Genomic DNA, 22541 nt, shown 5'->3' on the forward strand with positions numbered 1-22541 from the left:
AACCGGTCGCAACTGGCGTTGGATGGCTAACCATCAGGGAGCGGCACCTACGAAGACCACGGATCGTACGCCTGGGCCGAGGGTCATGTTTTGCCGGTTGGCAGTTTAACCGCTGCCGATCCATGCCGTCGTGCTGCCCTTAACCAAGGGGCGGGGCGACGTCACAGCCGGTAGCCTGACCTTAGCAGTGCCCATCCCTAGCCAGGAGTTTTTCGTGACTACATCACCGACTTCCGTCAGCACTTCCTCCACCGTCAGTAACCTGCCGCTGGCTGAGCTCGATCCCGAGATCGCCGCCGTACTGGACCAGGAGCTTGGCCGCCAGCGCGGCACCCTGGAAATGATCGCCTCCGAAAACTTCGCTCCGCGCGCCGTCATGGAAGCCCAGGGCTCCGTCCTGACCAACAAGTACGCCGAGGGTTACCCGGGCCGCCGCTACTACGGCGGCTGCGAATACGTGGACATCGCCGAGCAGCTGGCGATCGACCGCGTCAAGGAACTGTTCGGCGCCGAGTACGCCAACGTCCAGCCGCACTCCGGTGCACAGGCCAACGCCGCAGCACTGTCCGCCATGATCACCCCCGGTGACAAGATCCTGGGACTCTCCCTTGCCCACGGCGGCCACCTTACCCACGGCATGAAGCTCAACTTCTCCGGCAAGCTCTACAACGTGGCCGCCTACCAGGTGGAGCAGGACAACTTCCGCGTTGACATGGACAAGCTCCGCGAGCAGGCCATCGCCGAGAAGCCCCAGGTGATCATTGCCGGCTGGTCCGCCTACCCGCGCCACCTGGACTTCGCAGCCTTCCGCTCCATCGCCGACGAAGTCGGTGCGCTCCTCTGGACGGACATGGCGCACTTCGCCGGCCTGGTGGCAGCGGGCCTGCACCCGAGCCCGGTGCCGTACTCCGACGTCGTCACCTCCACTGTGCACAAGACCCTCGCCGGCCCCCGCTCCGGCGTGATCCTGGCCAAGCAGGAGTGGGCCAAGAAGCTCAACTCCAACGTCTTCCCGGGCCAGCAGGGCGGACCGCTCATGCACGTCATCGCCGCCAAGGCCGTTGCCTTCAAGATCGCCGGAACCGAGGAATTCAAGGAGCGCCAGGAGCGCGTCCTCGAAGGTGCCAAGATCATTGCCGACCGCCTGAACCAGGCCGACGTCGCAGAAGCCGGCGTCTCGGTACTCACCGGCGGCACCGACGTGCACCTGGTCCTGGTGGACCTGCGCAACTCCCAGCTGGACGGCCAGCAGGCCGAGGACCTCCTGCACTCCGTGGGCATCACCGTGAACCGCAACGCCGTTCCGTTCGACCCCCGCCCGCCGATGGTCACCTCCGGCCTGCGCATCGGTACCCCGGCCCTGGCCACCCGCGGCTTCGGCGCCGAGGAGTTCACCGAGGTTGCCGAGATCATCGCCACCGCCCTGAAGGCCGGCTCCGCCACGGACACCGAGTCCTTGCAGGCCCGCGTGGACAAGCTCGCCGCCGACTTCCCGCTCTACCCGCAGCACGAGCAGTGGTGAACCCGTCCATGGCGCAGACCGCGAAGATCCTTGACGGCAAGGCAGCTGCTGCCGCCATCAAATCCGAGCTGGCTGAGCGTGTCGCGGCACTGAAGGCCCATGGCGTCACTCCGGGGATTGCCACAGTGCTCGTGGGCGCGGACCCTGCCTCGCAGCTGTACGTGTCCATGAAGCACAAGCAGTCTGTGGAGATCGGGATGAACTCGATCCAGCGTGAGCTTCCGGCGGATGCCACCCAGGCCCAAGTTGAGGCCCTCATTGACGAACTCAATGCGGACCCCGCCTGCCACGGTTACATCGTGCAGCTGCCGCTGCCCAAGCACCTGGACACCGACGCCATCCTCGAGCGGATCGACCCCGCCAAGGATGCCGACGGACTGCACCCGACCAACCTTGGCCGGCTGGTGCTCAACGTCAACGGTGAGATCACCTCGCCGCTGCCGTGCACGCCCCGCGGCGTCATCGAGCTCCTGGAGCGCAACGGCTACAGCCTCGCCGGCAAACACGTGGTGGTCGTCGGCCGCGGCGTCACCATCGGCCGCTCGATCGGCCTGCTGCTCACCCGGCGGGCCGTGAACGCCACCGTGACGCTGACGCACACCGGCACCAAGAACCTCTCGGAGCTGCTGCGGCAGGCAGACGTCATCGTGGGTGCGGCGGGTGCCAAGCACATCGTCAAGGCCGCAGACGTGAAGCCGGGCGCTGCCGTGCTCGACGTTGGTGTCACCCGTGAAACCGACCCCGAGACGGGCAAGAGCAAGGTCCACGGCGACATCGATCCTGCCGCTGCCGAAGTAGCCGGCTGGATTTCGCCGAACCCCGGCGGCGTCGGTCCCATGACCGTGGCACTGCTGATGACCAACGTGGTCGAAGCCGCGGAACGCCAACTGGCGGCGGCAAGCCGCGCCGGCGCTGCCTAAGCCGGCTGACTGAAAAGCAACAGGGCGCCTACTCCCCGGGGAGTAGGCGCCCTACGCCGTTAAGCCGACGACGCCGGGCGGTCGGCGCGGCTAGGCTCGGAGTATGCCGCGCCGATTCCAGGGTCCGCCCACTGCCTTCGTGGTGATCGCCGTGGCTGTGGTCCAGGTGGTGGGCACGGTCTTCGCCGCCGCGCGCCAGCCGGACACGCGGCCCCTGGACGCCCTGGCCTTCGTACTGCTGCTCGCCGGCCCGGCAGCGTTGTCCCTCCGGCGGCGGTCCCCGGCAGTCATGCTCCCAGCGGTTGCCGCGGCAACCCTCCTGTACCTGGCCTCCGGATATCCCTGGGGTCCCGTGCTGCTCTCCCTGGCGCTGGCCATCGTCTTCTCGGCGGCCGCCGGCAGGCGGTGGCAGACGTGGACGGTGGCAGGGGCCTGTGCGGCTGCGCTGGTGGCCCACTTTGTGGCCAGCGGCGACGACGGTGCCCTGATCCGGGCCGTGGCCGGAACATCGTGGCTGGTGATCCTGGTGCTGCTGGGGGAGGCCGCCCGGCTCCGGCATGAACGCGTGGCCGAAAGGCGCCGCCAGCAGGAATCCCGCGAACAGGCCGCGCGCGACGAATACCGCCTGGCCCTCGCCAGGGACATCCATGACGTTGTGGCGCACTCGCTGTCCATGATCAACGTCCGGGCCTCAGTGGCACTCCACCTGGGGGACCGGGATCCCGATCAGTTCCGCCCCGCCCTGGAGGCCATCAAAGCGGCGAGCAAGGAATCCTTGGACGAGGTCCGCCAGCTCTTGGGCGTGCTCCGGGACGATGCACCGCTCCGTCCGGCGTCGGGGCCAGGGCTGCGCAAGCTCCCCGAACTTGCCGAGAGCGCGCGCCGTACCGGGCTGGACGTGAAGCTGCAGGCCCTCCCGGACCCCGGAACTAACACGCCGGTCGCGGGAGTCGTGGAGGAAGCGGCCTACCGGATCGTGCAGGAGGCGCTCACCAACGTGGTGAGGCACTCCGGTGCCGGCCGCGCCGCCGTCGTGCTGGAAATTCCCGCGGAGGGGCCCGACGCCGGACAGCTCACCATCACGGTCGACGACGACGGCCGCGGCGCCGCCGGAGCACCGGAGGGCAACGGCCTGACCGGGATGCGGGAGCGCGCGGCGGCGCTGGGCGGCACGGTCCGGTTCCGCCCGCTGCATCCGGGGTGGCGGGTCCAGGCGGTCCTGCCGCTGGGTAGCACCCCGAGTACGGGCGCTCAGATTGAGGGGCAGCAATGATCCGCATCCTGATCGCCGATGACCAGACGCTCATCCGTGCCGGATTCCGTGCGCTCCTGGACGCCGAACCGGACATGGAAGTCGTGGCCGAATGCGGAACCGGTGACGACGCTGTCCGGCTGGCGGCACGTGAGCACCCCGACGTCGTGCTCATGGACATCCGCATGCCGCAGGGTGACGGACTGGACGCGACCCGTCGGATCCTGGCCGATCCGGCCCTTCCCGAAACGCGGGTCATCATCCTCACCACCTTCGAACTGGACGAGTACATCGCCGAGGCCGTGCGGGCGGGCGCGGCCGGGTTCCTCGTCAAGGACACCGAGCCGGAGGAACTGCTCCGCGCGGTGCGCGTGGTGCACGACGGCGACGCCCTCCTGTCGCCGTCAGTGACGCGCAGGATCATGGCCCAGTTGGCCCTGCAGCCCCGCGCGGCCGGCAAACCGCCCGACGCCGGGCTGGACCGGATCACCGACCGTGAACGCGAAGTGCTCCGGCTGGTGGGGGAGGGACTGAACAACGCGGAAATCGCCGGGCGGCTCTTCATCACGCCGCTGACCGCCAAGACCCACGTCTCGCGGATCATGGCAAAGCTGCAGGTCCGGGACCGCGTGCAACTGGTGGTGCTGGCCTATGAATCGGGCCTGGTCCGGCCCGGCTGGAGCAGCTGACGCGGCCCCGCCGCCTCCCGGGGGAGTACGCAGCCCGCCCCAAGTGCCTCCCGTCGCCGGACGACGGCGGGGCGTCCCGAAACCAGACTTGAAGCAGAGCCGAGATACGGCTCGTTGAGAGTTTGGAGCTGACATGTTGACAGCCATGAGCACCGCCATCGGCACGGCCGCTGTGCAGGCGGCGGCGGTGCAACTTCCGGCCGGCGTCGCCGTCCATGCCCCGTGGTACGACGGCGGGTTCTCGCCCTGGTTCCTGCTGTTTCCGCTGTTCTGGATCCTGGTCATCGGCCTGATCATTTTCATCGCCCGCCGGACGTGGCGGACTAACCACCGCTGGGCGGCGCGACAAGGCGGTGAAGGAGTGCTCCGCGAACGGTACGCGCGCGGGGAAATCGACGAAACGGAGTACCGCCAGCGCCTGCAGGTCCTCCGCGCAGAGGAAAAGTAAGACCGCCTCCGGCGCCCTCAACAGCAGGGCGCCGGAGACGGGACGGGGCGGACAAAATCGAATGGATTTTTTGAGATTCAACTCTTTCTTTGTTCGAACGTGAGTACTAACGTTGTGTGGGTGCCTGAACTTGTGTCCAACGAAGAACTGTCAAGCAAACCATCCCGCAGCCAGACCCAGGGCGACCAGATGCAGTACGTCATCACCGCCGAGAACCTCACCAAAACGTATGGCGACGTCACCGCCGTCGACGGCATTTCCTTCAGTGTCCCGGCCGGCGAGGCCTTCGGCCTGCTTGGCCCCAACGGGGCCGGCAAGTCCACCACCATGAAGATGATTGGCGGCGTCTCGCAGCGCACCTCGGGAAGCCTGTCCATCATGGGGCTGGACCCGGAAAGCCACGGGCCGGAAGTCCGAGCCCACCTGGGTGTTGTGCCACAGCAGGACAACCTCGACGAAGAGCTCAAGGTGCGCGACAACCTGCTGGTCTACGGCCGCTACTTCGGGCTGCCGATGAGCTACCTGCGTCCCAAAGCGGATGAGCTGCTGGAGTTCGCCCAGCTGACGGACAAGGCCAAGTCCAAGGTGGACGCCCTCTCCGGCGGCATGAAGCGGCGGCTGACCATTGCGCGCTCGCTGATCAACGAACCCCGGATCCTGCTGCTGGACGAGCCCACGACGGGCCTGGACCCGCAGGCCCGGCACATTCTCTGGGACAGGCTGTTCCGGCTCAAGGAACAGGGCGTCACGCTCATCCTGACCACGCACTACATGGACGAGGCCGAACAGCTGTGCGACCGTTTGATCGTCGTGGACAAGGGCCGGATCATGGCCGAGGGCTCGCCCGCCAGCCTGATCCGGGAGTACTCCACCCGTGAAGTCCTGGAGCTGCGCTTCGGCTCGGAACGCAACGCCACCATCGGTGCCGAACTGGAGGGCATCGGCGAGCGGCTGGAGACGCTCCCGGACCGGGTGCTGATCTACGCCCACGACGGCGAGGCCGCCCTGGAACAGGTCTCCGCGCGCGGACTGCGCCCGGTCACCTCGCTCGTCCGCCGGTCATCCCTGGAGGACGTCTTCCTCCGCCTCACCGGTAGGAGCCTCGTTGACTGATCAGTCCGCGCCTTCCGTTTCGGATGCCGGCGGCCGCGGTCCTGCCGCGCCCGCCCTGCTTCCCGCCCACTCGCCGGCCGTGTCCGCGGCCCGTGCCCGCCGCTGGGGCTCCTTCTACTACGCCGAGCAGGTCCTCCGCGTCATGAAGGGCTACGGCTGGACCATCGTGATGTACGGCGTGGGCCAGCCGGTGGCGTACCTGTTCGCCATGGGCGTGGGCCTGGCCACCCTGGTGGACACGAACAGCGAAGCGGCATTCGGCGGCGTCAGCTACCTCGCGTTCATTGCCCCTGCCCTGCTGATCTCGGCTGCGGTCATGACGGCAGCCAACGAATTCACGTTCCCGGTCATGGACGGGTTCAAATGGCGGCGCGTCTACTACGGGCCGCACGCTTCACCCCTCACTCCGGAACAGATCGCCTCCGGCCACATCATGGCCGTGACGCTGCGGTTCCTGCTGCAGTCCGCCATCTATTTCGTGGTGGTGGCGCTCTTCGGTGCGTCGCCGAGCGGCTGGGGCTGGGTGTCTGTCCTGGTGGCCACGCTGGCAGGGCTCTCGTTCGGCCTGCCACTCATGGCCTATGCCGCGTCCATCAAGGAGGACAAGGGCCAGTTCGCCATGGTGATGCGGTTCATCGTGACCCCCTTGTTCCTGTTCTCGGGAACGTTCTTCCCGCTCGATTCGCTGCCGCTCGCGGTGCGGTGGATCGGCTGGATTTCGCCGATCTGGCACGGCACGGAACTGGGCCGGGTCTTCAGCTACGGCTATGGGGAACCCCCGCTGCTGACCATCGCCCACATCGTGTTCCTGGTGGGTCTCGCCGTTGCCGGCTGGATGCTCACCAAGCGCCAATTCGTCAGGAGGCTGGGCCAATGAGCGTTCTGGCTGAAAGTCACAACCCAAGGGGCCACAGCGTCACCGAAGCGGCGCGGAACCGCCGCTTCGGGCCCATGTACTCACGGAACGTTAAAGCAGTCATCGCCCGCGGGCTCATGGCCACCAAGAGCAGCAACTGGATGGTGATGCTCTCCGGCTTCTTCGAGCCGGTGCTCTACCTGATCTCCATGGGTGTGGGCCTGGGCGCGATCGTGGGCGCCGTGCAAGGCCCCGGCGGCCAGGAAATCAGCTACGCCGCGTACATTGCCCCGGCGCTGTTGGCCGTCTCTGCGATGAACGGTGCCGTGTACGACTCCACCTGGAACGTCTTCTTCAAGATGAACTTCGCCAAGCTGTACCAGGGCATGCTCTACACTTCCCTGGGGCCGTTGGACGTGGCCATGGGGGAGATCTTCCTGGCGCTGCTGCGGGGCCTGCTGTACGCCACCGGGTTCACCGCCGTCATGGGAATCATGGGGCTGATCACCACGCCCTGGGCCATCCTCATGATTCCTGCGTCCGTGCTGATCGCCTTCGGTTTCGCGAGCTTCGGGATGGGGATCACCAGCTTCATGAAGACCTTCCAGCAGATGGACTGGATCAACTTCGTGATGCTCCCCATGTTCCTTTTCAGCGCCACCTTCTACCCGCTCAGCGTGTACCCGCAGTACATCCAGTGGCTCATCCAGGCCATGCCCCTGTGGCATGGGGTTGAGCTGCTCCGGCAGATCAGCGTGGGAATTTTCAGCCCCGCCACGGCCATCCATGTCGGGTACTACCTCGTGATGATCGTGCTTGGTGTCATGCTCACCGCCGGGCGCCTCCGCAAGTTGTTCCTGAAGTAGCGTTCGCCCGGGGTGGAAGCGGCCATTTCCACCGTCGCGTGTTTGAGACAATGGAGGCATGCGAACTCTGGGTAACCCTAACTCTGCGTCCAACCCGGCCAAGGGCGGGTTCTCCATGCTCCGGATCAGCGGCCCAGGAATGATGGTGTTCGTCATTGCCTTCATCGTCGCCGTCATCTTCGCCGCCAACCAGAACGACGTCGTGGGCTGGGTTGTGGCCATCATCGCCGCGTTCTGGCTCGCGCTTGCCGCGTTCGTCGTCTTCAGCATCCAGAAGGCGGCCAAGAAGGCGACCGCCAAACTCAACGAGGCACAGAACGCCTTCAACGCCGCGACCGGCCGCGCGCCGTCGTCGGGCAGTGCCGATCACGGCGGCACCCGCCTGGTGCAGTCACGCAGCGAGGCTGACGAAGTCCGGAACCTGAAGCTGGACCACTCCTTCAAGATCGTGCAGGTGCAGGTGCGCGTCGTCGACCAGGAACGGGCCAAGGGCGACGCAGCAGACCAGGACACCATCCGCCGCGCACTGGAAACCATCGAAATCACGGCCACCAACGCCAGGGACATGATCAAGTCCTCCGGTGGCGCTGACGAACCCGTCAGCGGAACCATCATCGACTAGAGTGGAGCGGGTGAGCTCGGCATTGAAGAAGGACCACCTTCGCATCGCATCAGTCAACGTCAACGGCCTCCGCGCCGCCTACAAGAACGGCATGGCGGAATGGCTTGAACCCCGGGACGTGGACATTCTCTGCCTCCAGGAGGTCAGGGCACCCGACGCGATCGTTCGGCAGCTCCTTGGCGAGGGCTGGTTCATCCTGCATGAGGAAGCCGAGGCCAAGGGCCGCGCCGGCGTGGCCATTGCCTCCCGCACTGAGCCGCTGGCCACCCGCCCACACATCGGCGACGACTACTTTGCCACCGCGGGCCGCTGGGTCGAGGCAGACTTCCGGGTGACGGACGCCGCCGGTGCAGCCGCCACACTGACAGTGGTGAGCGCCTACGTGCACTCCGGCGAGGCAGGAACGCCCAAACAGGACGACAAGTTCCGTTTCCTCGACGTTATGGTCAACCGTCTTCCGGGGCTGGCAAAGCACAGCGACCATGCCCTCGTGGTGGGCGACCTGAACGTGGGCCACACGGAACTGGATATCAGGAACTGGAAGGGCAACGTCAAGCGTGCCGGCTTCCTTCCGGAGGAGCGTGCCTACTTCGACCGCTTCTTCGGCGAAGAAATCGGATGGAGGGATGTCCACAGGGGCCTGGCGGGAAACGTCGACGGCCCCTACACCTGGTGGTCCCAGCGCGGCAAAGCCTTTGACAATGACACAGGCTGGCGCATCGACTACCACATGGCGACCCCTGCCCTTGCTGCCGCCGCGATTTCGGCAGTGGTGGACCGGGCGCCGTCATGGGACACCCGCTTCTCCGACCACGCACCGCTGGTAGTGGACTACCAGCTCTGAGCCCCGAAGGTTTTTCTTACAATGACTAGCTCGACTTCCCCCGTGACCAAGAAACGCATCCTCTCCGGTGCCAAGCCCACAGCGGACTCGCTGCACCTGGGCAACTACATTGGCGCGGTCCGCAACTGGGTCGACATGCAGGCCGAATACGACGCCGTGTTCTTCATCCCAGACCTCCATGCCATCACGGTGGACTTCGAACCCGCCGAGCTGGCCAAGCGCACCCGCGTGGTTGCCGCGCAGTACATTGCCGCGGGCATCGACCCGGACAAGAGCATCTTCTTCGTGCAGTCCCATGTGCCCGAGCACGCCCAGCTGGCCTGGGCCCTGAACTGCATCACGGGCTTCGGCGAAGCAGCCCGCATGACGCAGTTCAAGGACAAGACGCAGAAGTCGGGTACGGACGCCGCAACCCTCGGCCTGTTCGCGTACCCCACCCTGATGGCCGCGGACATCCTCCTGTACCAGACCGACCTTGTGCCGGTCGGCGAGGACCAGCGCCAGCACCTGGAACTGACGCGGAACCTGGCCCAGCGCTTCAACGCCCGCTTCGGCCACACGTTCACCGTCCCCGAGGCCACCATCCTCAAGGCCACCGCCAAGATCTACGACCTCCAGAGCCCGACGGCCAAGATGTCGAAGACAGGAGGGTCGCCCCACGGTTCCATCCAGCTCCTGGAGGACCCCAAGCTCGCGGCCAAGCGCATCAAGTCAGCAGTGACCGACACCGGAACGGAGATCCGGTTCGATGCCGAAGCCAAGCCGGGCGTGTCCAACCTGCTCACCATCTATTCGACGCTGACCGGGAAGACCGTGGCCGAGCTCGAGGCGGAATACCAGGGCAAGATGTACGGCCACCTCAAGAAGGACCTCGCCGATGTCATGGTCGACTTCATCACGCCCCTCCGGGACCGGACCAACGAACTGATGGCGGACCCGGCGGAGCTGGACAGGCTCCTGGCCCAGGGCGCCGAACGCGCCCGGGAAATCGCGTCCGTGACCCTCGGCCAGGTCTATGAGCGCATGGGCTTCCTGCCGTCCCTCAGCCTCGCAGGAGTCCGCTAGCCCCATGTCATCCGTCAGCAAGGTCACCGCAAGCGAAAACTCCCCTGCATACCGCGGAGAGGGACAATTCGTTGACGCCGATGATGACGCTGCCGTCGTCCGTGGCACCGCGCCGGGTAACCGCCAGGCCAGGACCGACGGCATGAGCGTCGGCGTCATCCTGGGTTTCCCGCCTGACATTGCCGAGGAACTGCAGCGCTGGCGGGCCTCCTTCGGCGACCCCATGGCCGGGGTGATCCCCGCGCACATCACGCTGGTCACCACCACGCCCACCAAGGACTGGGAAGCCACCCGCAGCCATGTCCATGAGGTGGCGCGCAAGCAGCAGCCGTTCACGGTCACCATCGCCGGAACAGGCTCGTTCCGGCCCGTTTCCCCGGTGGTCTTCCTGAACGTCGAAGACGGCTTCGGCGACTGCGTGAGCCTGCACGAACAGCTGCAGACCGGGCCGCTGGAACGGGAACTGCCGTTTGCCTACCACCCGCATGTGACCATTGCCCACGATGTGGCGCCGGAGAGCCTGGATGAGGCCGAAGCGGTGCTCAAGGATTACCGGGCCACGTTCCCTGTGGTTAGCATGGGGCTGTACGAGCACGACATCAACGGCATTTGGCAGCTAAGGGAAGAACTCGACTTTGGCATCGAAACTGACCACGCCCGAGGCAAGTCCGGCGCAGAACGGCGCTGAGCCTCCGCTTCCCACGGAGCGCGCCCGGCTAAAGCTGGAAGTGAGCCGGAAGAAGGTCGAGTGGAGCAAAGCCCGCAGGTCCGGCAGCAGGGCAGCCGCCGGGCTTCCCGCCATGTTCCAGTGGCTGCTTGCCCGCCTGAACGCGTTCCGGCCCATGCGGGTGTTCCAGCACTACAACCTGCAGCACGGGCCGCTCATGGCGGCCGGCATCGGCTTCCGGATGTTCTTCTCCATCACGGGCCTGCTGGCCACCGGGTTCTCCCTCGCTGGCCTATTCCTGAGCGGACAGCCTGCGTTGCTGGGCCAAATCATCAAGAGCGTGGTCGTGACCGCGCCGGGCCTCCTAAAGGTCGGCGACGGCGACGGCCTGGTCGACCCGCGGGATCTGCTGAATCCCGCCGGCCTCGGCTGGACCGCCGTGATCGCCGCTGCGGTGACGGTTTTCACGGCCCTGGGCTGGATCAGCGGCATCCGCGACGGTGTGCGGGGCATGATGCAGCTCGGCCCGCGTGGGATTAACCCGGTCCTGCAGATACTTCGCGACGCCGGCACCCTGCTGCTGCTCGGCGTGGCACTCGTGATCAGCGCAGGTGCGTCGCTGATTTTCGGCACTGCGGCCGGTTGGGTCACTGAGCAGCTGCAGCTGGATCCGGTCATGTCATGGCCGCTGACCACGTCCATCAAGGTCGGTGTCCCACTGGCCCTGGGGTTGGTCACGGCCGTGATCATGTTCCGTCTTGCCGCAGGGCTGAAGCTGTCCCGCCGGGCACTGCTGGAAGGGACTATCCTCTCCGCGGCGGGAACCACGGTGCTGCAGATCTTCAGCACTGAGCTCCTCGCCAGCGCCGGCCGCAACCCCATCCTGGCGCCCTTTGCCATCATCATCGGCCTGCTCATTTGGTTCAACCTGGTCAGCCAGGTCTACCTGGTTTCGGCCGCGTGGTCCGCTGTCCGGGAAGAAGACCTCAACAACGCCCCCGCCCCCAAGGCGACCGGCTGGGGTTCACGCCAGGTGCAGCCGGGAAAAACGCCCGTCGAGCGGGAGCGCCAGGCAGCTAGCGTCCGGCGTCGAGGTACTGAGCGGCCCACGCGGAAATAATCAGCGCGGCACGGGCGGCCTGGCCCTTCCCGGTCAGCAGGTGGTCGCTGCCTTCCAACGAGACGAAGCTGCGCGGGTGCCGGGCGGTCTGGAAAATGGTGCTGGCATTCTCGATCCCCACGGTGTTGTCGGTGGGGGAGTGCAGGACCATCAGGGGCTTGTGCAGGCGCTTGATGCAGTCGGTCAGGTCGGCGTTTTCCAGGTCCTCGACGAAGTGCCGGCGGATCTCAACACGCTTGCCGCCGAGGTCCACCTCCGCGCTGCCTTCGCTCAGGATCCGGTCCAGGGCTGCGTCAAAAACGTGGGCCACGTGCTTCGGCGAGAACGGGGCTCCCACGGTGGCCACGGCGTCGAGTTCGGGAATGTGCCGGGCCGCGGACAGGACGGCGGCACCGCCGAAGGAATGCCCCACCAGCAGCGATATTTCCGTGCCCTCGGCGCGCATGAATTCCGCGGCGCGGACCGTGTCGGCCACCTTGTGGCTGAACGAGCCTTCAGACCACAGCCCGGCCGACTCTCCCAGGCCAAGGTTGTCGAAGCGGAGCATGCCCACCCCGTTGTCCGCCAGCGCCTTGCACATCCGTGACGCGGAAGGGTGGTCCTTGCCGAGGGTGAAGCCGTGCGAGAAGACTCCCCAGCCCCTCACCGGCCCGTCGGGGCGGTCCAGGATGCCGGAGAGCAGTTCTCCGGTGGAACCTTCGAACGAGACTTTTTCGGAGCGGGACACGGCGTCCCCTTTCGTTGTGGCTGTCGTGTGTTAAAACGACGACGGCGCCATCCACCGTGAGGTGAGCGACGCCGTCGGCTGTTTATCGTCCGTTCGTGAACGGGCGCTAGATCTTGCGGGCGAGGATTGCCTGCTTGACCTCGGCAATTGCCTGGGTCACCTGGATGCCGCGGGGGCATGCTTCGGAGCAGTTGAAGGTGGTGCGGCAGCGCCACACACCTTCCTTGTCGTTCAGGATCTCCAGGCGCATGTCGCCGGCGTCATCACGGGAATCGAAGATGAAGCGGTGGGCGTTCACGATCGCTGCCGGGCCGAAGTACTGGCCGTCGGTCCAGAAGACCGGGCAGGAGGACGTGCACGCGGCGCACAGGATGCACTTGGTGGTGTCGTCGAAGCGCTCACGGTCCTCGGCGGACTGCAGGCGTTCCTTCGTGGGCTCGTGGCCCTTGTTGATCAGGAACGGCATGACTTCACGGAAGGACTGGAAGAACGGCTCCATGTCCACGATCAGGTCCTTCTCCACCGGCAGGCCCTTGATGGGTTCCACCGTGATGGGCTTGGACGTGTCCAGGTCCTTCAGCAGGGTTTTGCACGCGAGGCGGTTGCGGCCGTTGATGCGCATGGCATCGGAACCACAGACGCCGTGGGCGCAGGAACGGCGGAAGGAGACGCTACCGTCAATCTCCCACTTGACCTTGTGCAGGGCATCCAGCACGCGGTCGGTACCGTACATGGTCACCTTGAAGTCGTCCCAGGTGGCGTCCTCGGAAACCTCGGGGTTGTAACGGCGCACGCGCAGGGTGACGTCGAACGTGGGGATCTCTCCGCCGCCTCCGATGTGCGCGGGCAGCTCGATCTTGGAGGCTGGCTCAGCCAGTTCAGCGGTCATCTTAGTACTTCCTCACCATCGGCTCGTAGCGGGTAAAGACAACCGGTTTGGTGGCCAGGCGGATGCCGGCGATTGCTTCGGCCGATCCGTCAGCCGGGGCGTGGTCGTCCTTGTACGCCATGGAGTGCTTCATGAATTTTTCGTCGTCGCGGTCCGGGAAGTCCTCGCGGAAGTGTCCGCCGCGGGATTCCTCACGGTGCAGGGCAGCAACCGTCATGACCTTGGCCAGTTCCAGCAGGAAGCCCAGTTCAACGGCTTCGAGCAGGTCCAGGTTGAAGCGCTTGCCCTTGTCCTGGACGCTGATGCGCTTGTACCGCTCTTCGAAGGACGCGATGTCCTTGAGGACCTGGTTCAGCGTGTCGGCCGTGCGGAACACCTGCATGTTGGCGTCCATGGTGTCCTGGAGTTCCTTGCGGATCACGGCCACCTTCTCGTCGCCGTTGCCGTTGCGGGCGATATCCAGCAGTTCGATGGTGTACGCCTCCGGGTCCTCCGGGAGCTCCACAAAGTCAGCCGTCTTGGCGTACTCTGCGGCGGCGATGCCGGCGCGCTTGCCGAACACGTTGATGTCCAGCAGCGAGTTGGTGCCCAGTCGGTTGGAGCCGTGAACCGAAACACAGGCCACTTCGCCGGCCGCGTAGAGGCCCGGCACCACGGTGTCGTTGTCCTGCAGCACTTCAGTGGTGATGTTGGTGGGAATGCCGCCCATGGCGTAGTGCGCCGTAGGGAACACCGGGACCGGCTCTGTGTACGGCTCAACACCGAGGTAGGTGCGGGCAAACTCGGTGATGTCCGGCAGCTTCGCATCGATGTGCGCCGGCTCAAGGTGCGTCAGGTCAAGGAGGACGTAGTCCTTGTTCGGGCCACAGCCGCGGCCTTCGCGGACTTCGTTGGCCATGGAGCGGGCCACGATGTCACGGGGTGCAAGGTCCTTGATGGTGGGGGCGTAGCGCTCCATGAAGCGCTCACCCTCAGAGTTGCGAAGGATGGCGCCTTCGCCACGGGCAGCTTCCGAAAGCAGGATGCCCAGGCCGGCAAGACCGGTCGGGTGGAACTGGAAGAACTCCATGTCCTCCAGCGGGATGCCGCGGCGGAACGCAATGCCCATGCCGTCACCGGTCAGGGTGTGTGCGTTGGACGTGGTCTTGAAGACCTTGCCCGCACCGCCGGAGGCGAACACCACGGACTTGGCCTGGAACACGTGCAGTTCGCCGGACGCGAGGTCGTAGGACACGACGCCGGCAACACGCTTCTGCTTGTACGGCGTGCCGTCTTCGCGGACGGCGTCTTCCTCGACCGTCAGGAGGTCCAGGACGTAGTACTCGTTATAGAACTCGACGTTGTGCTTGACGCAGTTTTGGTACAGCGTCTGCAGGATCATGTGACCCGTACGGTCGGCGGCGTAGCAGGCCCGGCGGACCGGGGCCTTGCCGTGGTCACGGGTGTGGCCGCCGAAGCGGCGCTGATCAATCCGGCCTTCCGGCGTGCGGTTGAACGGCAGACCCATCTTTTCCAGGTCCAGCACGGCGTCGATGGCTTCCTTCGCCATGACCTCGGCCGCGTCCTGGTCCACCAGGTAGTCGCCACCCTTAATGGTGTCGAAGGTGTGCCACTCCCAGTTGTCTTCCTCGACATTGGCCAGTGCTGCACACATGCCACCCTGCGCCGCACCGGTGTGCGAGCGGGTGGGGTAGAGCTTGGTCAGTACTGCTGTGCGCGCGCGCTGACCGGATTCGATCGCGGCGCGCATGCCAGCGCCACCGGCACCGACGATGACGACGTCGTACTTATGGACCTGCATACCAGACGCTCTTTCTCTCAAAATTCGCTATAAAACCACGGGCGGGCGGAGCCTGCTCCGTAAAACCGTTGCCCGCACGCCGTGCGGGCGCAGCTGATCCCCTGACGGGGAAAGGTGCCGCTAAGGGGCCGGGCAGAAGCCGCCCGGCAGCGGTACGCCGCTTGCGTCCAGCGGGCACGGGTTGAAGGTGAAGATCACCAGGGTGCCCAGGATGATGATGACGGTGGTGGCGGCGTAGAGGACGGTCTTCAACCAGAAGCGCGTCGAGTCCTTCTCGGCGTAGTCGTTGATGATGGTGCGGACGCCGTTGGTGCCGTGCAGCATGGCGAGCCAGAGCATGGCCAGGTCCCAGAACTGCCAGAACGGATCTGCCCACTTGCCGGCCACGAAGCCGAAGTCAATGGCGTGGATGCCTTCGCCGGCCAGGAGGTTGATGAAGAGGTGGCCGAAGATCAGGACCACCAGGACAACGCCCGACAACCGCATGAACAGCCAGGCCGCCATCTCGAAGTTGCCCTTCGAGCCCCCGGTCCGGCGGTACTTCGGGGCGATCAGTCCGGCGCCCGGCTTGCCGCTGCTGTTTTGTCCACTTCGCGGATTCTGAATCTGGGTAGCAGTCATGGCTTAGTGACCTCCGAAGGCGAGGGAAAGGTGGCGGATGGAGAAGCCGACCATGACGATGACCCAAAGGATCAGGACCGTCCACAGCATCTGGCGCTGGTACTTCGCGCCCTTCTTCCAGAAGTCGACGGCGATGATCCGCAGGCCGTTGAAGGCGTGGAAAACGATCGCTGCGACAAGGCCCGTTTCACCCAGGGCCATGAGGGGGTTCTTGTAGGCGCCGATCACGGCGGTATATGCCTCTGGGGACACGCGCACCAATGAGGTGTCCAGCACATGGACCAACAAGAAGAAGAAAATCACTACACCTGTAATGCGATGTCCGACCCAGGACCACATGCCTTCACGGCCGCGGTACAAGGTGCCAGCTGGTTTTGTCGGCACTGAATAAACCTCCCTGCAACACAGCGGCGCTGGCATGGGATCCACGCGGGGGGAACGCCTGCTGCGAGAGCACTCGTAAGCTCAAGCCTAAATCTAGGCTTCGCTCACAGCTTATTCAATTTAGGAACTCCTTGGTGTCGCCTGCTTGCGCGGTTTTCGTCCTTATTTGAGACGAACGCCACATTAAGGCGCCCGAAGGGGCGCCGGAGGGACGGCATCTGCCCGTATCAGGGCGGTGGTCGGCTAAAGTAGGCCTTGATGACTACAGACATAGCGACAAGCCGGGATTCACCGCTGGACCGTTTTATTGCGGTAATTCCTGCAGGCGGAGTGGGGACCCGCCTCTGGCCCCTGTCACGTGCAGCAGCCCCCAAATTCCTCCACGATCTCACCGGTTCCGGCAGCACACTGCTGCGGGCGACCTACGACCGCCTGGAACCGCTGGCCGGTGAGGGCGTACTGGTTGTTACCGGTGTCGCCCACCGGAACGCGGTGTGCAGCCAGCTTCCCGAGATCCAGGATTCCGATCTGGTGCTGGAAAGCGAGCCCAAGGACTCCGGCGCGGCCATCGGCCTCGCGGCGGCCATCCTTTACCAGCGGGATCCGGAGATCATCATGGGTTCCTTCGCCGCGGACCAGGTGATCAGCCCAGACGATCTCTTCCAGGACGCCGTACGGGAGGCCATTCACACGGCCGCTGCCGGCAAGATCGTCACCATCGGCATCAAGCCCACGCATCCGTCCACCGGGTTCGGGTACATCCGTTCCGGCGAGAACCTTTCCATCGCGAAGGCGCCAAGCGCGCAGGCCGTGGTGGAGTTCGTTGAGAAGCCCAGCGAGGACGTCGCCCAGCAGTACGTGGACAGCGGCGAGTACGTATGGAACGCGGGTATGTTCGTTGCTCCTGTGTCACTGATGCTCAAGCACCTCGAAGCAAACCAGCCTGAACTGTTCAAGGGACTCACGGAGATCGCCGAGGCCTGGGACACGCCGGAGCGTGACGAGGTCACCGCCCGTGTGTGGCCCACGCTGCCGAAGATCGCCATCGACTACGCGGTGGCGGAGCCCGCCGCCGCCGCCGGGGACGTCGCCGTTGTGCCCGGCGCCTTCCGCTGGGACGACGTCGGCGACTTTGCCTCCGTGGGCCGGCTCAACAGCGCCAAGGAAGTCGACGATGTCACCGTCCTCGGCGAAGGCGCCCGTGTATTCACCGAAAACGCGAGCGGCGTTGTGGTCACGGACACCAAGCGTGTCATCGCGCTGATCGGCATCAAGGACGTGGTCATTGTTGACACCCCGGATGCTTTGCTGGTCACCACCATGGCGCACTCGCAGCGTGTCAAGGCCGCCGTTGATGCGCTCAAGGCCAGCGGCGACACAGACGTCCTCTGATTTCGGACCCAGCCCAAGCTTTCCGGCGCCGCCGGGGAGCTTGGGCTGACCTGTGTCCGGTGCCGGAAGCTGGCTCCCGGATCCGTAACCCGCAGACCCTGATGCGGGTATTCGCACCACCATCGCTAGAGTTGTTCCGTGCGCAATTACACTACTGAAGCCGAGCCCACCGCCCTTGTGGGGCCGTGGCTGGAGCCGCTGCTGCCGGAACTCATCGATTTCCGCCGTGACCTCCATGCGCATCCGGAGCTGTCCTTCAAGGAATTCCGGACCACCAACAAGCTGGCGGAGCGGCTGGAAGCTGCCGGCCTGAAGCCGCGCCGGCTCGAAGGTACCGGCCTTACCGTTGACGTCGGCGAAGGCCCCATCGCCACGGCCCTGCGCGGAGACATCGACGCCCTCCCCATCATCGAGGAAACCGGCCTGCCGTTCGCGTCGAAGAACCACGGCGTCACCCATGCCTGCGGCCATGACGTCCACACCACCACCATGCTTGGGATCGCCCTGGTGCTGCACCGCATGCACCAGGAATCGCCGCTGGGCGGCAGTGTCCGCATCATCTTCCAGCCTGCCGAGGAAACCATGCCCGGCGGAGCGCACGCCTGCATCGAGCAGGGCGTGCTCGAAGGCGTGCCGCGCATCCTGGCCCTGCACTGCGATCCGCGCATCGACGTGGGCAAGATCGGCACCCGGATCGGGGCCATCACCTCGGCCTCGGACACCATCCGGATCGAGCTTTCCGGACGCGGCGGCCACACCTCGCGCCCGCACCTGACCGAGGACCTCGTCTTCGCGCTGGCGCAGATCGCCGTGAACGTGCCGGCAGTGCTGTCCCGCCGTGTGGACGTCCGCAGCGGCGTTTCCGTGGTTTGGGGACACATTTCCGCCGGCTCGGCACCGAACGCCATTCCCGGCACGGGCTACATGGCCGGAACCATGCGGTGCCTGGACCGCGATGCCTGGCACAGTGCCGGCAAGCTCCTGGACGAAGTGGTGCACCAGGTGGCCGCACCGTACGGGGTGGACGTCCGGCTCGAGCACACCCGCGGCGTTCCCCCGGTAGTGAACTCCGAACACGAGACGGCACTCATCGAGGCGGCGGCACGCGCCGAAATCGCCGAGGGTGCCGTGGTCCTCACGCCGCAGTCCATGGGCGGCGAGGACTTCGCCTGGTTCCTGGCTGAACTTCCGGGGGCGATGATGCGGCTTGGCACCAAGACGCCCGGCGGCGAGGAATACGACCTCCACCGCGGCGATTACATCCTGGACGAGCGTGCCCTGGGCTACGGCATCCAGGTCCTGACCGCCGCTGCCCTCCGCACCATCCGCGACCTCTAAGCAACGCCTTTTAGAGCGCGAACTGGCAGCTAATGCCCTCAAATCCCGGATTTGCGGGCATTAGCTGCCAGTTCGCGCTCTCCTTTGCGCAGATAAGTTGTGCACAATTCAATTGTGCGTTATCGTTTTTCTATGACCGACGCTCCCAGACTCAATCGCCAGGTGTGCTTCGCGCTGTATTCCGCGTCGAAGGCAGCCACCGCTGTGTACCGGCCCATGCTGGACGAGCTGGGGCTGACCTATCCCCAGTACCTCGTCATGCTGGTGCTCTGGGAGGACCAGCCGCGCAGCGTCCGCGAACTGGGGGAGGAGCTGGGCCTGGACTCGGGCACGCTCTCCCCGCTGCTGAAGCGGCTCGAGGCGCTGGGGCTGGTGGAGCGCAGGCGTTCGGCCGAGGATGAACGCCGGGTTGAGGTCTTTCTCACGGACTCCGGCACGGCCCTCAGTGCCAAGTCCAGCGCAATTCCCCAGCAGCTCGCAGACGCGGCAGGCCTATCCGCGGCCGAGCTCGACCAGCTCCGGGAGACCCTCGGCCGGCTCACAGCCGCCCTCCATTCCTCCCGCTAGACAGACTTTCCATCCAACAGAACGGAACCACGTGAAGACTCTTTACACAGCAGAAGCACTGGCCTCAGGCGAGGGCCGGGACGGCAACGCCCGTACCAAGGACGGCAAACTCGACGTGACGCTGGCCAGCCCCGTGGAACTGGGCGGCAACGGCCAGGGCACCAACCCGGAACAGCTCTTCGCAGCCGGCTACGCGGCGTGCTTCCACTCGGCCCTCCGCCTGGTGGGCCGGACGGAAAAAGCCGACCTCACGGATTCCGCCGTCGCAGCGAAGATCCACTTCGGCGCCCTCGAGGACGGTGTGGGTTACGGCCTGGCCGCCGAGCTCGAAATCGCCCTGCCCGCACTGGACCTGGCAACAGCTGAGGCCCTCGTGGCCAAGGCTCACCGGATCTGCCCCTATTCCAACGCCACCCGCGGCAACATCAACGTAGACATCAAAATCCTGGAGGTGGCCGCATGAGCGCCAACACCGTAACCCTTCCCGTCACCACCCGCGAGATCCAGCTGGCGTCGCGTCCGCACGGCCGCCCGGTGCCGGAGAACTTCCGCCTCGCCGAGTCCGGACTCCCGGAGCTGCAGGACGGCCAGGTGCTGGTCCGCAACCGTTTCATCTCCGTTGACCCTTACATGCGCGGCCGCATGAACGACGTCAAGTCCTACTCGGCGCCGTTTGCGCTGGATGCAGCGCTCGACGGCGGCGCCGTCGGCGAGGTGATCGCGTCCAGGTCGGAGGAACGCAAGGTGGGGGACGTCGTCGTGCATTCCCTTGGCTGGCGTGAATACGCCGTGCTGGACGCCGCCGCCACCTCCCCGGCCCGCACCGACCTGGCACCCGCATCGGCGTTCCTGGGAGCGCTGGGCATGACCGGCCTGACCGCCTACGCCGGCCTGCTGAAAGTAGCCGAGTTCAAGCCCGGCGAGGTCGTCTTCGTTTCCGGAGCCGCGGGTGCCGTCGGGTCCCTGGTTGGCCAGATCGCCAAGGCGATGGGTGCCTCCCGCGTAATCGGCAGCGCAGGATCCCCGGACAAGGTGGCCCGCCTGCTGGAGCTCGGCTTCGACGCCGCCTTCAACTACAACGACGGCCCTGTGGCTGACCAGCTCGCCGCGGCAGCGGGTGAACGCGGGATCGACGTGTACTTCGACAACGTCGGCGGTGAACACCTGGAAGCGGCGCTCTCCGCGCTGACTGTCGGCGGCCGCGTGGCCATGTGCGGCGCCATTGCGCAGTACAACTCGATCGAACCCACTCCGGCTCCCCGCAACCTCATGCTGGCCATCGGCAAGCAGCTGACGCTCAAGGGCTTCCTGGTCCGCGGCTACTGGCAGTACATGGGCGAGTTCGTCGAGGCCGTGTCCGCCTGGGTTGCTGACGGCACGGTCCGCTACGACGAAACCGTCGTGGACGGCCTGGAGAACGCCCCGCAGGTGTTCATGGACCTTCTCGACGGAGCCAACACCGGGAAAATGCTGGTCCGGATCTAGGGAAATGGACGTGACTTGCGGTGACGGCTACCGGTAGGTAACAAGTTCTCAACAATCTTCCGGAAGGTGTGCCGGCGTGGTATCAGGACGTGTCGCAGGCCACTACAGTAGCTGACATCAGTGCGCCTCGGCGCAGTGCTGCGAACCCATCAGTGAAAACAGAATTTCAGTGTGGAGCATTCGAAACGGACACTCATTGAACCCCCGTCGTAGCGCCTATCTCTTTGTTCCTGGAGGAAAATTGAAGAACTCACTGCGTGCAACCCTGAAGCGCGGTTCAATGGCCGGTGTCGCCACCGCGGGTGCGGCCGCCCTGCTACTGACCGGCTGCGGGGCTCCCCCGGAATCCGGCAGCACCGCAAGCGCCACCGCCAGCGACTACACGGGCTGCATTGTGTCCGACTCCGGTGGATTCGACGACCAGTCGTTCAACCAGTCCTCGTACGAAGGACTGAAGAAGACGGAGAAGGACCTCGGAATCAAGGTCAACCAGGTCGAATCCAAGACCAACAACGACTTCGAACCGAACCTCCGCGCCATGGTCACCGCCGGCTGCAGCCTGACCATCACTGTTGGCTTCCTGCTTGGCGATGCCACGAAGGCCCAGGCCACGGCCAACCCGGACAAGCACTTCGCCATCATCGACTTCGGCTACGACACCCCCATCACCAACGTCAAGCCGATTATCTATGACACGGCCCAGGCTGCTTTTATGGCCGGTTACCTCGCCGCCGCATCCACCAAAACCGGGACGGTCGCCACGTTCGGCGGCATTAAGATCCCCACGGTCACCATCTTCATGGACGGCTACGCCGGCGGCGTGAAGTACTACAACGAAAAGAAGGGCAAGGACGTCAAGGTCCTTGGCTGGGACAAGGCGAAGCAGGACGGCAGCTTCACCGGTGACTTCGAAAAACAGGACAAGGGCAAGCAGCTGACCCAGAACTTCCTGGACCAGGGCGCGGATATCGTGATGCCCGTTGCCGGACCCGTCGGCAAGGGCGCCGGCGCGGCCCTGAAGGAAGCCAAGGCAGCAGGCAAGGACGTCAAGCTCATCTGGGTTGACTCCGACGGCTTCCTGACCGCTCCGGACTACAAGGAAATCATGCTCTCCTCAGTGATGAAGCAGATGGGCGAGGCCGTTGAGACGGTTGTGAAGGAAGACAAGGACGGCAAGTTCACCAACACGCCGTACGTCGGCACCCTCGCGAACGACGGGGTCCAGCTGGCCCCGTTCCACGAATTGGAGTCGCAGGTTTCCGCGGAACTGAAGACTGAACTGGACCAGATCAAGAAGGACATTGTTGACGGCAAGCTGAAGGTCGAGTCGGCAGCGAGCCCGAAGGCCTAGTT

Annotated in this window: 24 protein-coding genes; 19 read left to right on the forward strand and 5 right to left on the reverse strand. The window is 65.4% G+C overall.

Annotation, left to right across the window (positions count from 1 at the left end; translation table 11 throughout):
• Window positions 1–214: 214 nt before the first annotated feature.
• The 13 genes from glyA (at window position 215) to J7I79_RS18040 (ending at window position 11984) form a co-directional block, all read left to right on the forward strand.
• The gene (glyA, locus tag J7I79_RS17980; protein WP_311380607.1) at window positions 215–1522 is read left to right on the forward strand and encodes a serine hydroxymethyltransferase; all 1308 of its coding nucleotides are present in this window, start codon (window positions 215–217) and stop codon (window positions 1520–1522) included.
• Between the two features lie 8 nt (window positions 1523–1530).
• Window positions 1531–2442, forward strand: a complete 912-nt coding sequence (locus J7I79_RS17985) for a bifunctional methylenetetrahydrofolate dehydrogenase/methenyltetrahydrofolate cyclohydrolase (protein WP_214955498.1) — start codon at window positions 1531–1533, stop codon at window positions 2440–2442.
• A gap of 103 nt (window positions 2443–2545) precedes the next feature.
• Entirely contained in the window at window positions 2546–3715 is a 1170-nt protein-coding gene (locus tag J7I79_RS17990; RefSeq protein ID WP_214955500.1) for a sensor histidine kinase, read from the forward strand.
• Window positions 3712–4383 carry a response regulator transcription factor gene (locus J7I79_RS17995; RefSeq protein ID WP_214955502.1) on the forward strand — a complete coding sequence of 224 codons (672 nt, stop codon included), beginning with the start codon at window positions 3712–3714 and terminating at the stop codon, window positions 4381–4383. The genes J7I79_RS17990 and J7I79_RS17995 overlap by 4 nt, the downstream gene beginning before the upstream one ends.
• A 145-nt stretch (window positions 4384–4528) precedes the next feature.
• The gene (locus J7I79_RS18000; RefSeq protein WP_251042973.1) at window positions 4529–4831 is read left to right on the forward strand and encodes an SHOCT domain-containing protein; all 303 of its coding nucleotides are present in this window, start codon (window positions 4529–4531) and stop codon (window positions 4829–4831) included.
• Between the two features lie 189 nt (window positions 4832–5020).
• Window positions 5021–5944 carry an ABC transporter ATP-binding protein gene (locus J7I79_RS18005; RefSeq protein WP_214955649.1) on the forward strand — a complete coding sequence of 308 codons (924 nt, stop codon included), beginning with the start codon at window positions 5021–5023 and terminating at the stop codon, window positions 5942–5944.
• Window positions 5937–6821: an ABC transporter permease gene (locus tag J7I79_RS18010; protein ID WP_396020212.1), complete on the forward strand. Its 885-nt coding sequence runs from the start codon at window positions 5937–5939 to the stop codon at window positions 6819–6821. Before J7I79_RS18005 ends, J7I79_RS18010 begins: the two co-directional genes overlap by 8 nt.
• Window positions 6818–7666 carry an ABC transporter permease gene (locus tag J7I79_RS18015; protein ID WP_214955506.1) on the forward strand — a complete coding sequence of 283 codons (849 nt, stop codon included), beginning with the start codon at window positions 6818–6820 and terminating at the stop codon, window positions 7664–7666. Before J7I79_RS18010 ends, J7I79_RS18015 begins: the two co-directional genes overlap by 4 nt.
• A gap of 58 nt (window positions 7667–7724) precedes the next feature.
• Entirely contained in the window at window positions 7725–8288 is a 564-nt protein-coding gene (locus tag J7I79_RS18020) for a hypothetical protein (protein WP_214955508.1), read from the forward strand.
• A gap of 10 nt (window positions 8289–8298) precedes the next feature.
• On the forward strand, window positions 8299–9132 hold the full coding sequence (locus J7I79_RS18025; protein ID WP_214955510.1) for an exodeoxyribonuclease III: 834 nt from the start codon (window positions 8299–8301) through the stop codon (window positions 9130–9132).
• Between the two features lie 21 nt (window positions 9133–9153).
• Window positions 9154–10197 carry a tryptophan--tRNA ligase gene (gene trpS / locus J7I79_RS18030; protein ID WP_214955512.1) on the forward strand — a complete coding sequence of 348 codons (1044 nt, stop codon included), beginning with the start codon at window positions 9154–9156 and terminating at the stop codon, window positions 10195–10197.
• Between the two features lie 142 nt (window positions 10198–10339).
• Window positions 10340–10885: a 2'-5' RNA ligase family protein gene (locus tag J7I79_RS18035; RefSeq protein ID WP_214955650.1), complete on the forward strand. Its 546-nt coding sequence runs from the start codon at window positions 10340–10342 to the stop codon at window positions 10883–10885.
• Window positions 10833–11984, forward strand: a complete 1152-nt coding sequence (locus tag J7I79_RS18040; protein ID WP_214955513.1) for a YihY/virulence factor BrkB family protein — start codon at window positions 10833–10835, stop codon at window positions 11982–11984. Before J7I79_RS18035 ends, J7I79_RS18040 begins: the two co-directional genes overlap by 53 nt.
• Here the strand turns inward: J7I79_RS18040 and J7I79_RS18045 are convergent.
• The 5 genes from J7I79_RS18045 to sdhC all read right to left on the reverse strand — a co-directional run bounded on the left by J7I79_RS18045 (window position 11941) and on the right by sdhC (window position 16406).
• Window positions 11941–12711 (reverse strand): S9 family peptidase, encoded by a 771-nt coding sequence (locus J7I79_RS18045; protein WP_214955515.1) that lies wholly within the window; start codon window positions 12709–12711, stop codon window positions 11941–11943. The two genes, J7I79_RS18040 and J7I79_RS18045, sit on opposite strands and share 44 nt — an antisense overlap.
• A 106-nt stretch (window positions 12712–12817) precedes the next feature.
• Window positions 12818–13600: a succinate dehydrogenase iron-sulfur subunit gene (locus J7I79_RS18050; protein WP_214955517.1), complete on the reverse strand. Its 783-nt coding sequence runs from the start codon at window positions 13598–13600 to the stop codon at window positions 12818–12820.
• A gap of 1 nt (window position 13601) precedes the next feature.
• Window positions 13602–15401, reverse strand: coding sequence for a succinate dehydrogenase flavoprotein subunit (gene sdhA, locus J7I79_RS18055; RefSeq protein WP_214955519.1), 1800 nt, complete (start codon window positions 15399–15401; stop codon window positions 13602–13604).
• A gap of 120 nt (window positions 15402–15521) precedes the next feature.
• Window positions 15522–16022 carry a succinate dehydrogenase hydrophobic membrane anchor subunit gene (locus J7I79_RS18060; RefSeq protein ID WP_214955521.1) on the reverse strand — a complete coding sequence of 167 codons (501 nt, stop codon included), beginning with the start codon at window positions 16020–16022 and terminating at the stop codon, window positions 15522–15524.
• Window positions 16023–16025: 3 nt separating this feature from the next.
• Entirely contained in the window at window positions 16026–16406 is a 381-nt protein-coding gene (gene sdhC / locus J7I79_RS18065; RefSeq protein ID WP_081818859.1) for a succinate dehydrogenase, cytochrome b556 subunit, read from the reverse strand.
• A gap of 258 nt (window positions 16407–16664) precedes the next feature.
• On the opposite strand from sdhC, the gene J7I79_RS18070 reads away from it, so the two are divergent.
• From J7I79_RS18070 to J7I79_RS18095, 6 genes are all read left to right on the forward strand, one after another.
• Window positions 16665–17798, forward strand: a complete 1134-nt coding sequence (locus tag J7I79_RS18070) for a mannose-1-phosphate guanylyltransferase (protein ID WP_214955523.1) — start codon at window positions 16665–16667, stop codon at window positions 17796–17798.
• A 138-nt stretch (window positions 17799–17936) separates the two neighbouring features.
• The gene (locus J7I79_RS18075; RefSeq protein ID WP_104172765.1) at window positions 17937–19136 is read left to right on the forward strand and encodes an amidohydrolase; all 1200 of its coding nucleotides are present in this window, start codon (window positions 17937–17939) and stop codon (window positions 19134–19136) included.
• Window positions 19137–19268: 132 nt separating this feature from the next.
• Window positions 19269–19703 carry a MarR family winged helix-turn-helix transcriptional regulator gene (locus J7I79_RS18080; RefSeq protein WP_214955525.1) on the forward strand — a complete coding sequence of 145 codons (435 nt, stop codon included), beginning with the start codon at window positions 19269–19271 and terminating at the stop codon, window positions 19701–19703.
• A gap of 31 nt (window positions 19704–19734) precedes the next feature.
• Entirely contained in the window at window positions 19735–20166 is a 432-nt protein-coding gene (locus J7I79_RS18085) for an organic hydroperoxide resistance protein (protein WP_214955527.1), read from the forward strand.
• Window positions 20163–21188 carry an NADP-dependent oxidoreductase gene (locus J7I79_RS18090; RefSeq protein ID WP_214955528.1) on the forward strand — a complete coding sequence of 342 codons (1026 nt, stop codon included), beginning with the start codon at window positions 20163–20165 and terminating at the stop codon, window positions 21186–21188. Before J7I79_RS18085 ends, J7I79_RS18090 begins: the two co-directional genes overlap by 4 nt.
• A 280-nt stretch (window positions 21189–21468) precedes the next feature.
• A complete protein-coding gene (locus J7I79_RS18095; RefSeq protein ID WP_214955653.1) occupies window positions 21469–22539 on the forward strand; it encodes a BMP family protein in 1071 nt (356 codons plus the stop codon).
• The last annotated feature ends 2 nt before the right edge of the window (window positions 22540–22541 follow it).

Source organism: Arthrobacter sp. ISL-69 (genome assembly GCF_018613775.1).
GTDB lineage: Bacteria > Actinomycetota > Actinomycetes > Actinomycetales > Micrococcaceae > Arthrobacter.

Coding starts and splice junctions, on each gene's coding strand:
- J7I79_RS17985 (WP_214955498.1), top strand. CDS start 1,531: ATGGCGCAGACCGCGAAGATCCTTGACGGCAAGGCAGCTGCTGCCGCC.
- J7I79_RS17990 (WP_214955500.1), top strand. CDS start 2,546: ATGCCGCGCCGATTCCAGGGTCCGCCCACTGCCTTCGTGGTGATCGCC.
- J7I79_RS17995 (WP_214955502.1), top strand. CDS start 3,712: ATGATCCGCATCCTGATCGCCGATGACCAGACGCTCATCCGTGCCGGA.
- J7I79_RS18000 (WP_251042973.1), top strand. CDS start 4,529: ATGAGCACCGCCATCGGCACGGCCGCTGTGCAGGCGGCGGCGGTGCAA.
- J7I79_RS18005 (WP_214955649.1), top strand. CDS start 5,021: ATGCAGTACGTCATCACCGCCGAGAACCTCACCAAAACGTATGGCGAC.
- J7I79_RS18015 (WP_214955506.1), top strand. CDS start 6,818: ATGAGCGTTCTGGCTGAAAGTCACAACCCAAGGGGCCACAGCGTCACC.
- J7I79_RS18020 (WP_214955508.1), top strand. CDS start 7,725: ATGCGAACTCTGGGTAACCCTAACTCTGCGTCCAACCCGGCCAAGGGC.
- trpS (WP_214955512.1), top strand. CDS start 9,154: ATGACTAGCTCGACTTCCCCCGTGACCAAGAAACGCATCCTCTCCGGT.
- J7I79_RS18035 (WP_214955650.1), top strand. CDS start 10,340: ATGAGCGTCGGCGTCATCCTGGGTTTCCCGCCTGACATTGCCGAGGAA.
- J7I79_RS18050 (WP_214955517.1), bottom strand. CDS start 13,600: ATGACCGCTGAACTGGCTGAGCCAGCCTCCAAGATCGAGCTGCCCGCG.
- sdhA (WP_214955519.1), bottom strand. CDS start 15,401: ATGCAGGTCCATAAGTACGACGTCGTCATCGTCGGTGCCGGTGGCGCT.
- J7I79_RS18060 (WP_214955521.1), bottom strand. CDS start 16,022: ATGACTGCTACCCAGATTCAGAATCCGCGAAGTGGACAAAACAGCAGC.
- J7I79_RS18070 (WP_214955523.1), top strand. CDS start 16,665: ATGACTACAGACATAGCGACAAGCCGGGATTCACCGCTGGACCGTTTT.
- J7I79_RS18080 (WP_214955525.1), top strand. CDS start 19,269: ATGACCGACGCTCCCAGACTCAATCGCCAGGTGTGCTTCGCGCTGTAT.
- J7I79_RS18090 (WP_214955528.1), top strand. CDS start 20,163: ATGAGCGCCAACACCGTAACCCTTCCCGTCACCACCCGCGAGATCCAG.
- J7I79_RS18095 (WP_214955653.1), top strand. CDS start 21,469: ATGGCCGGTGTCGCCACCGCGGGTGCGGCCGCCCTGCTACTGACCGGC.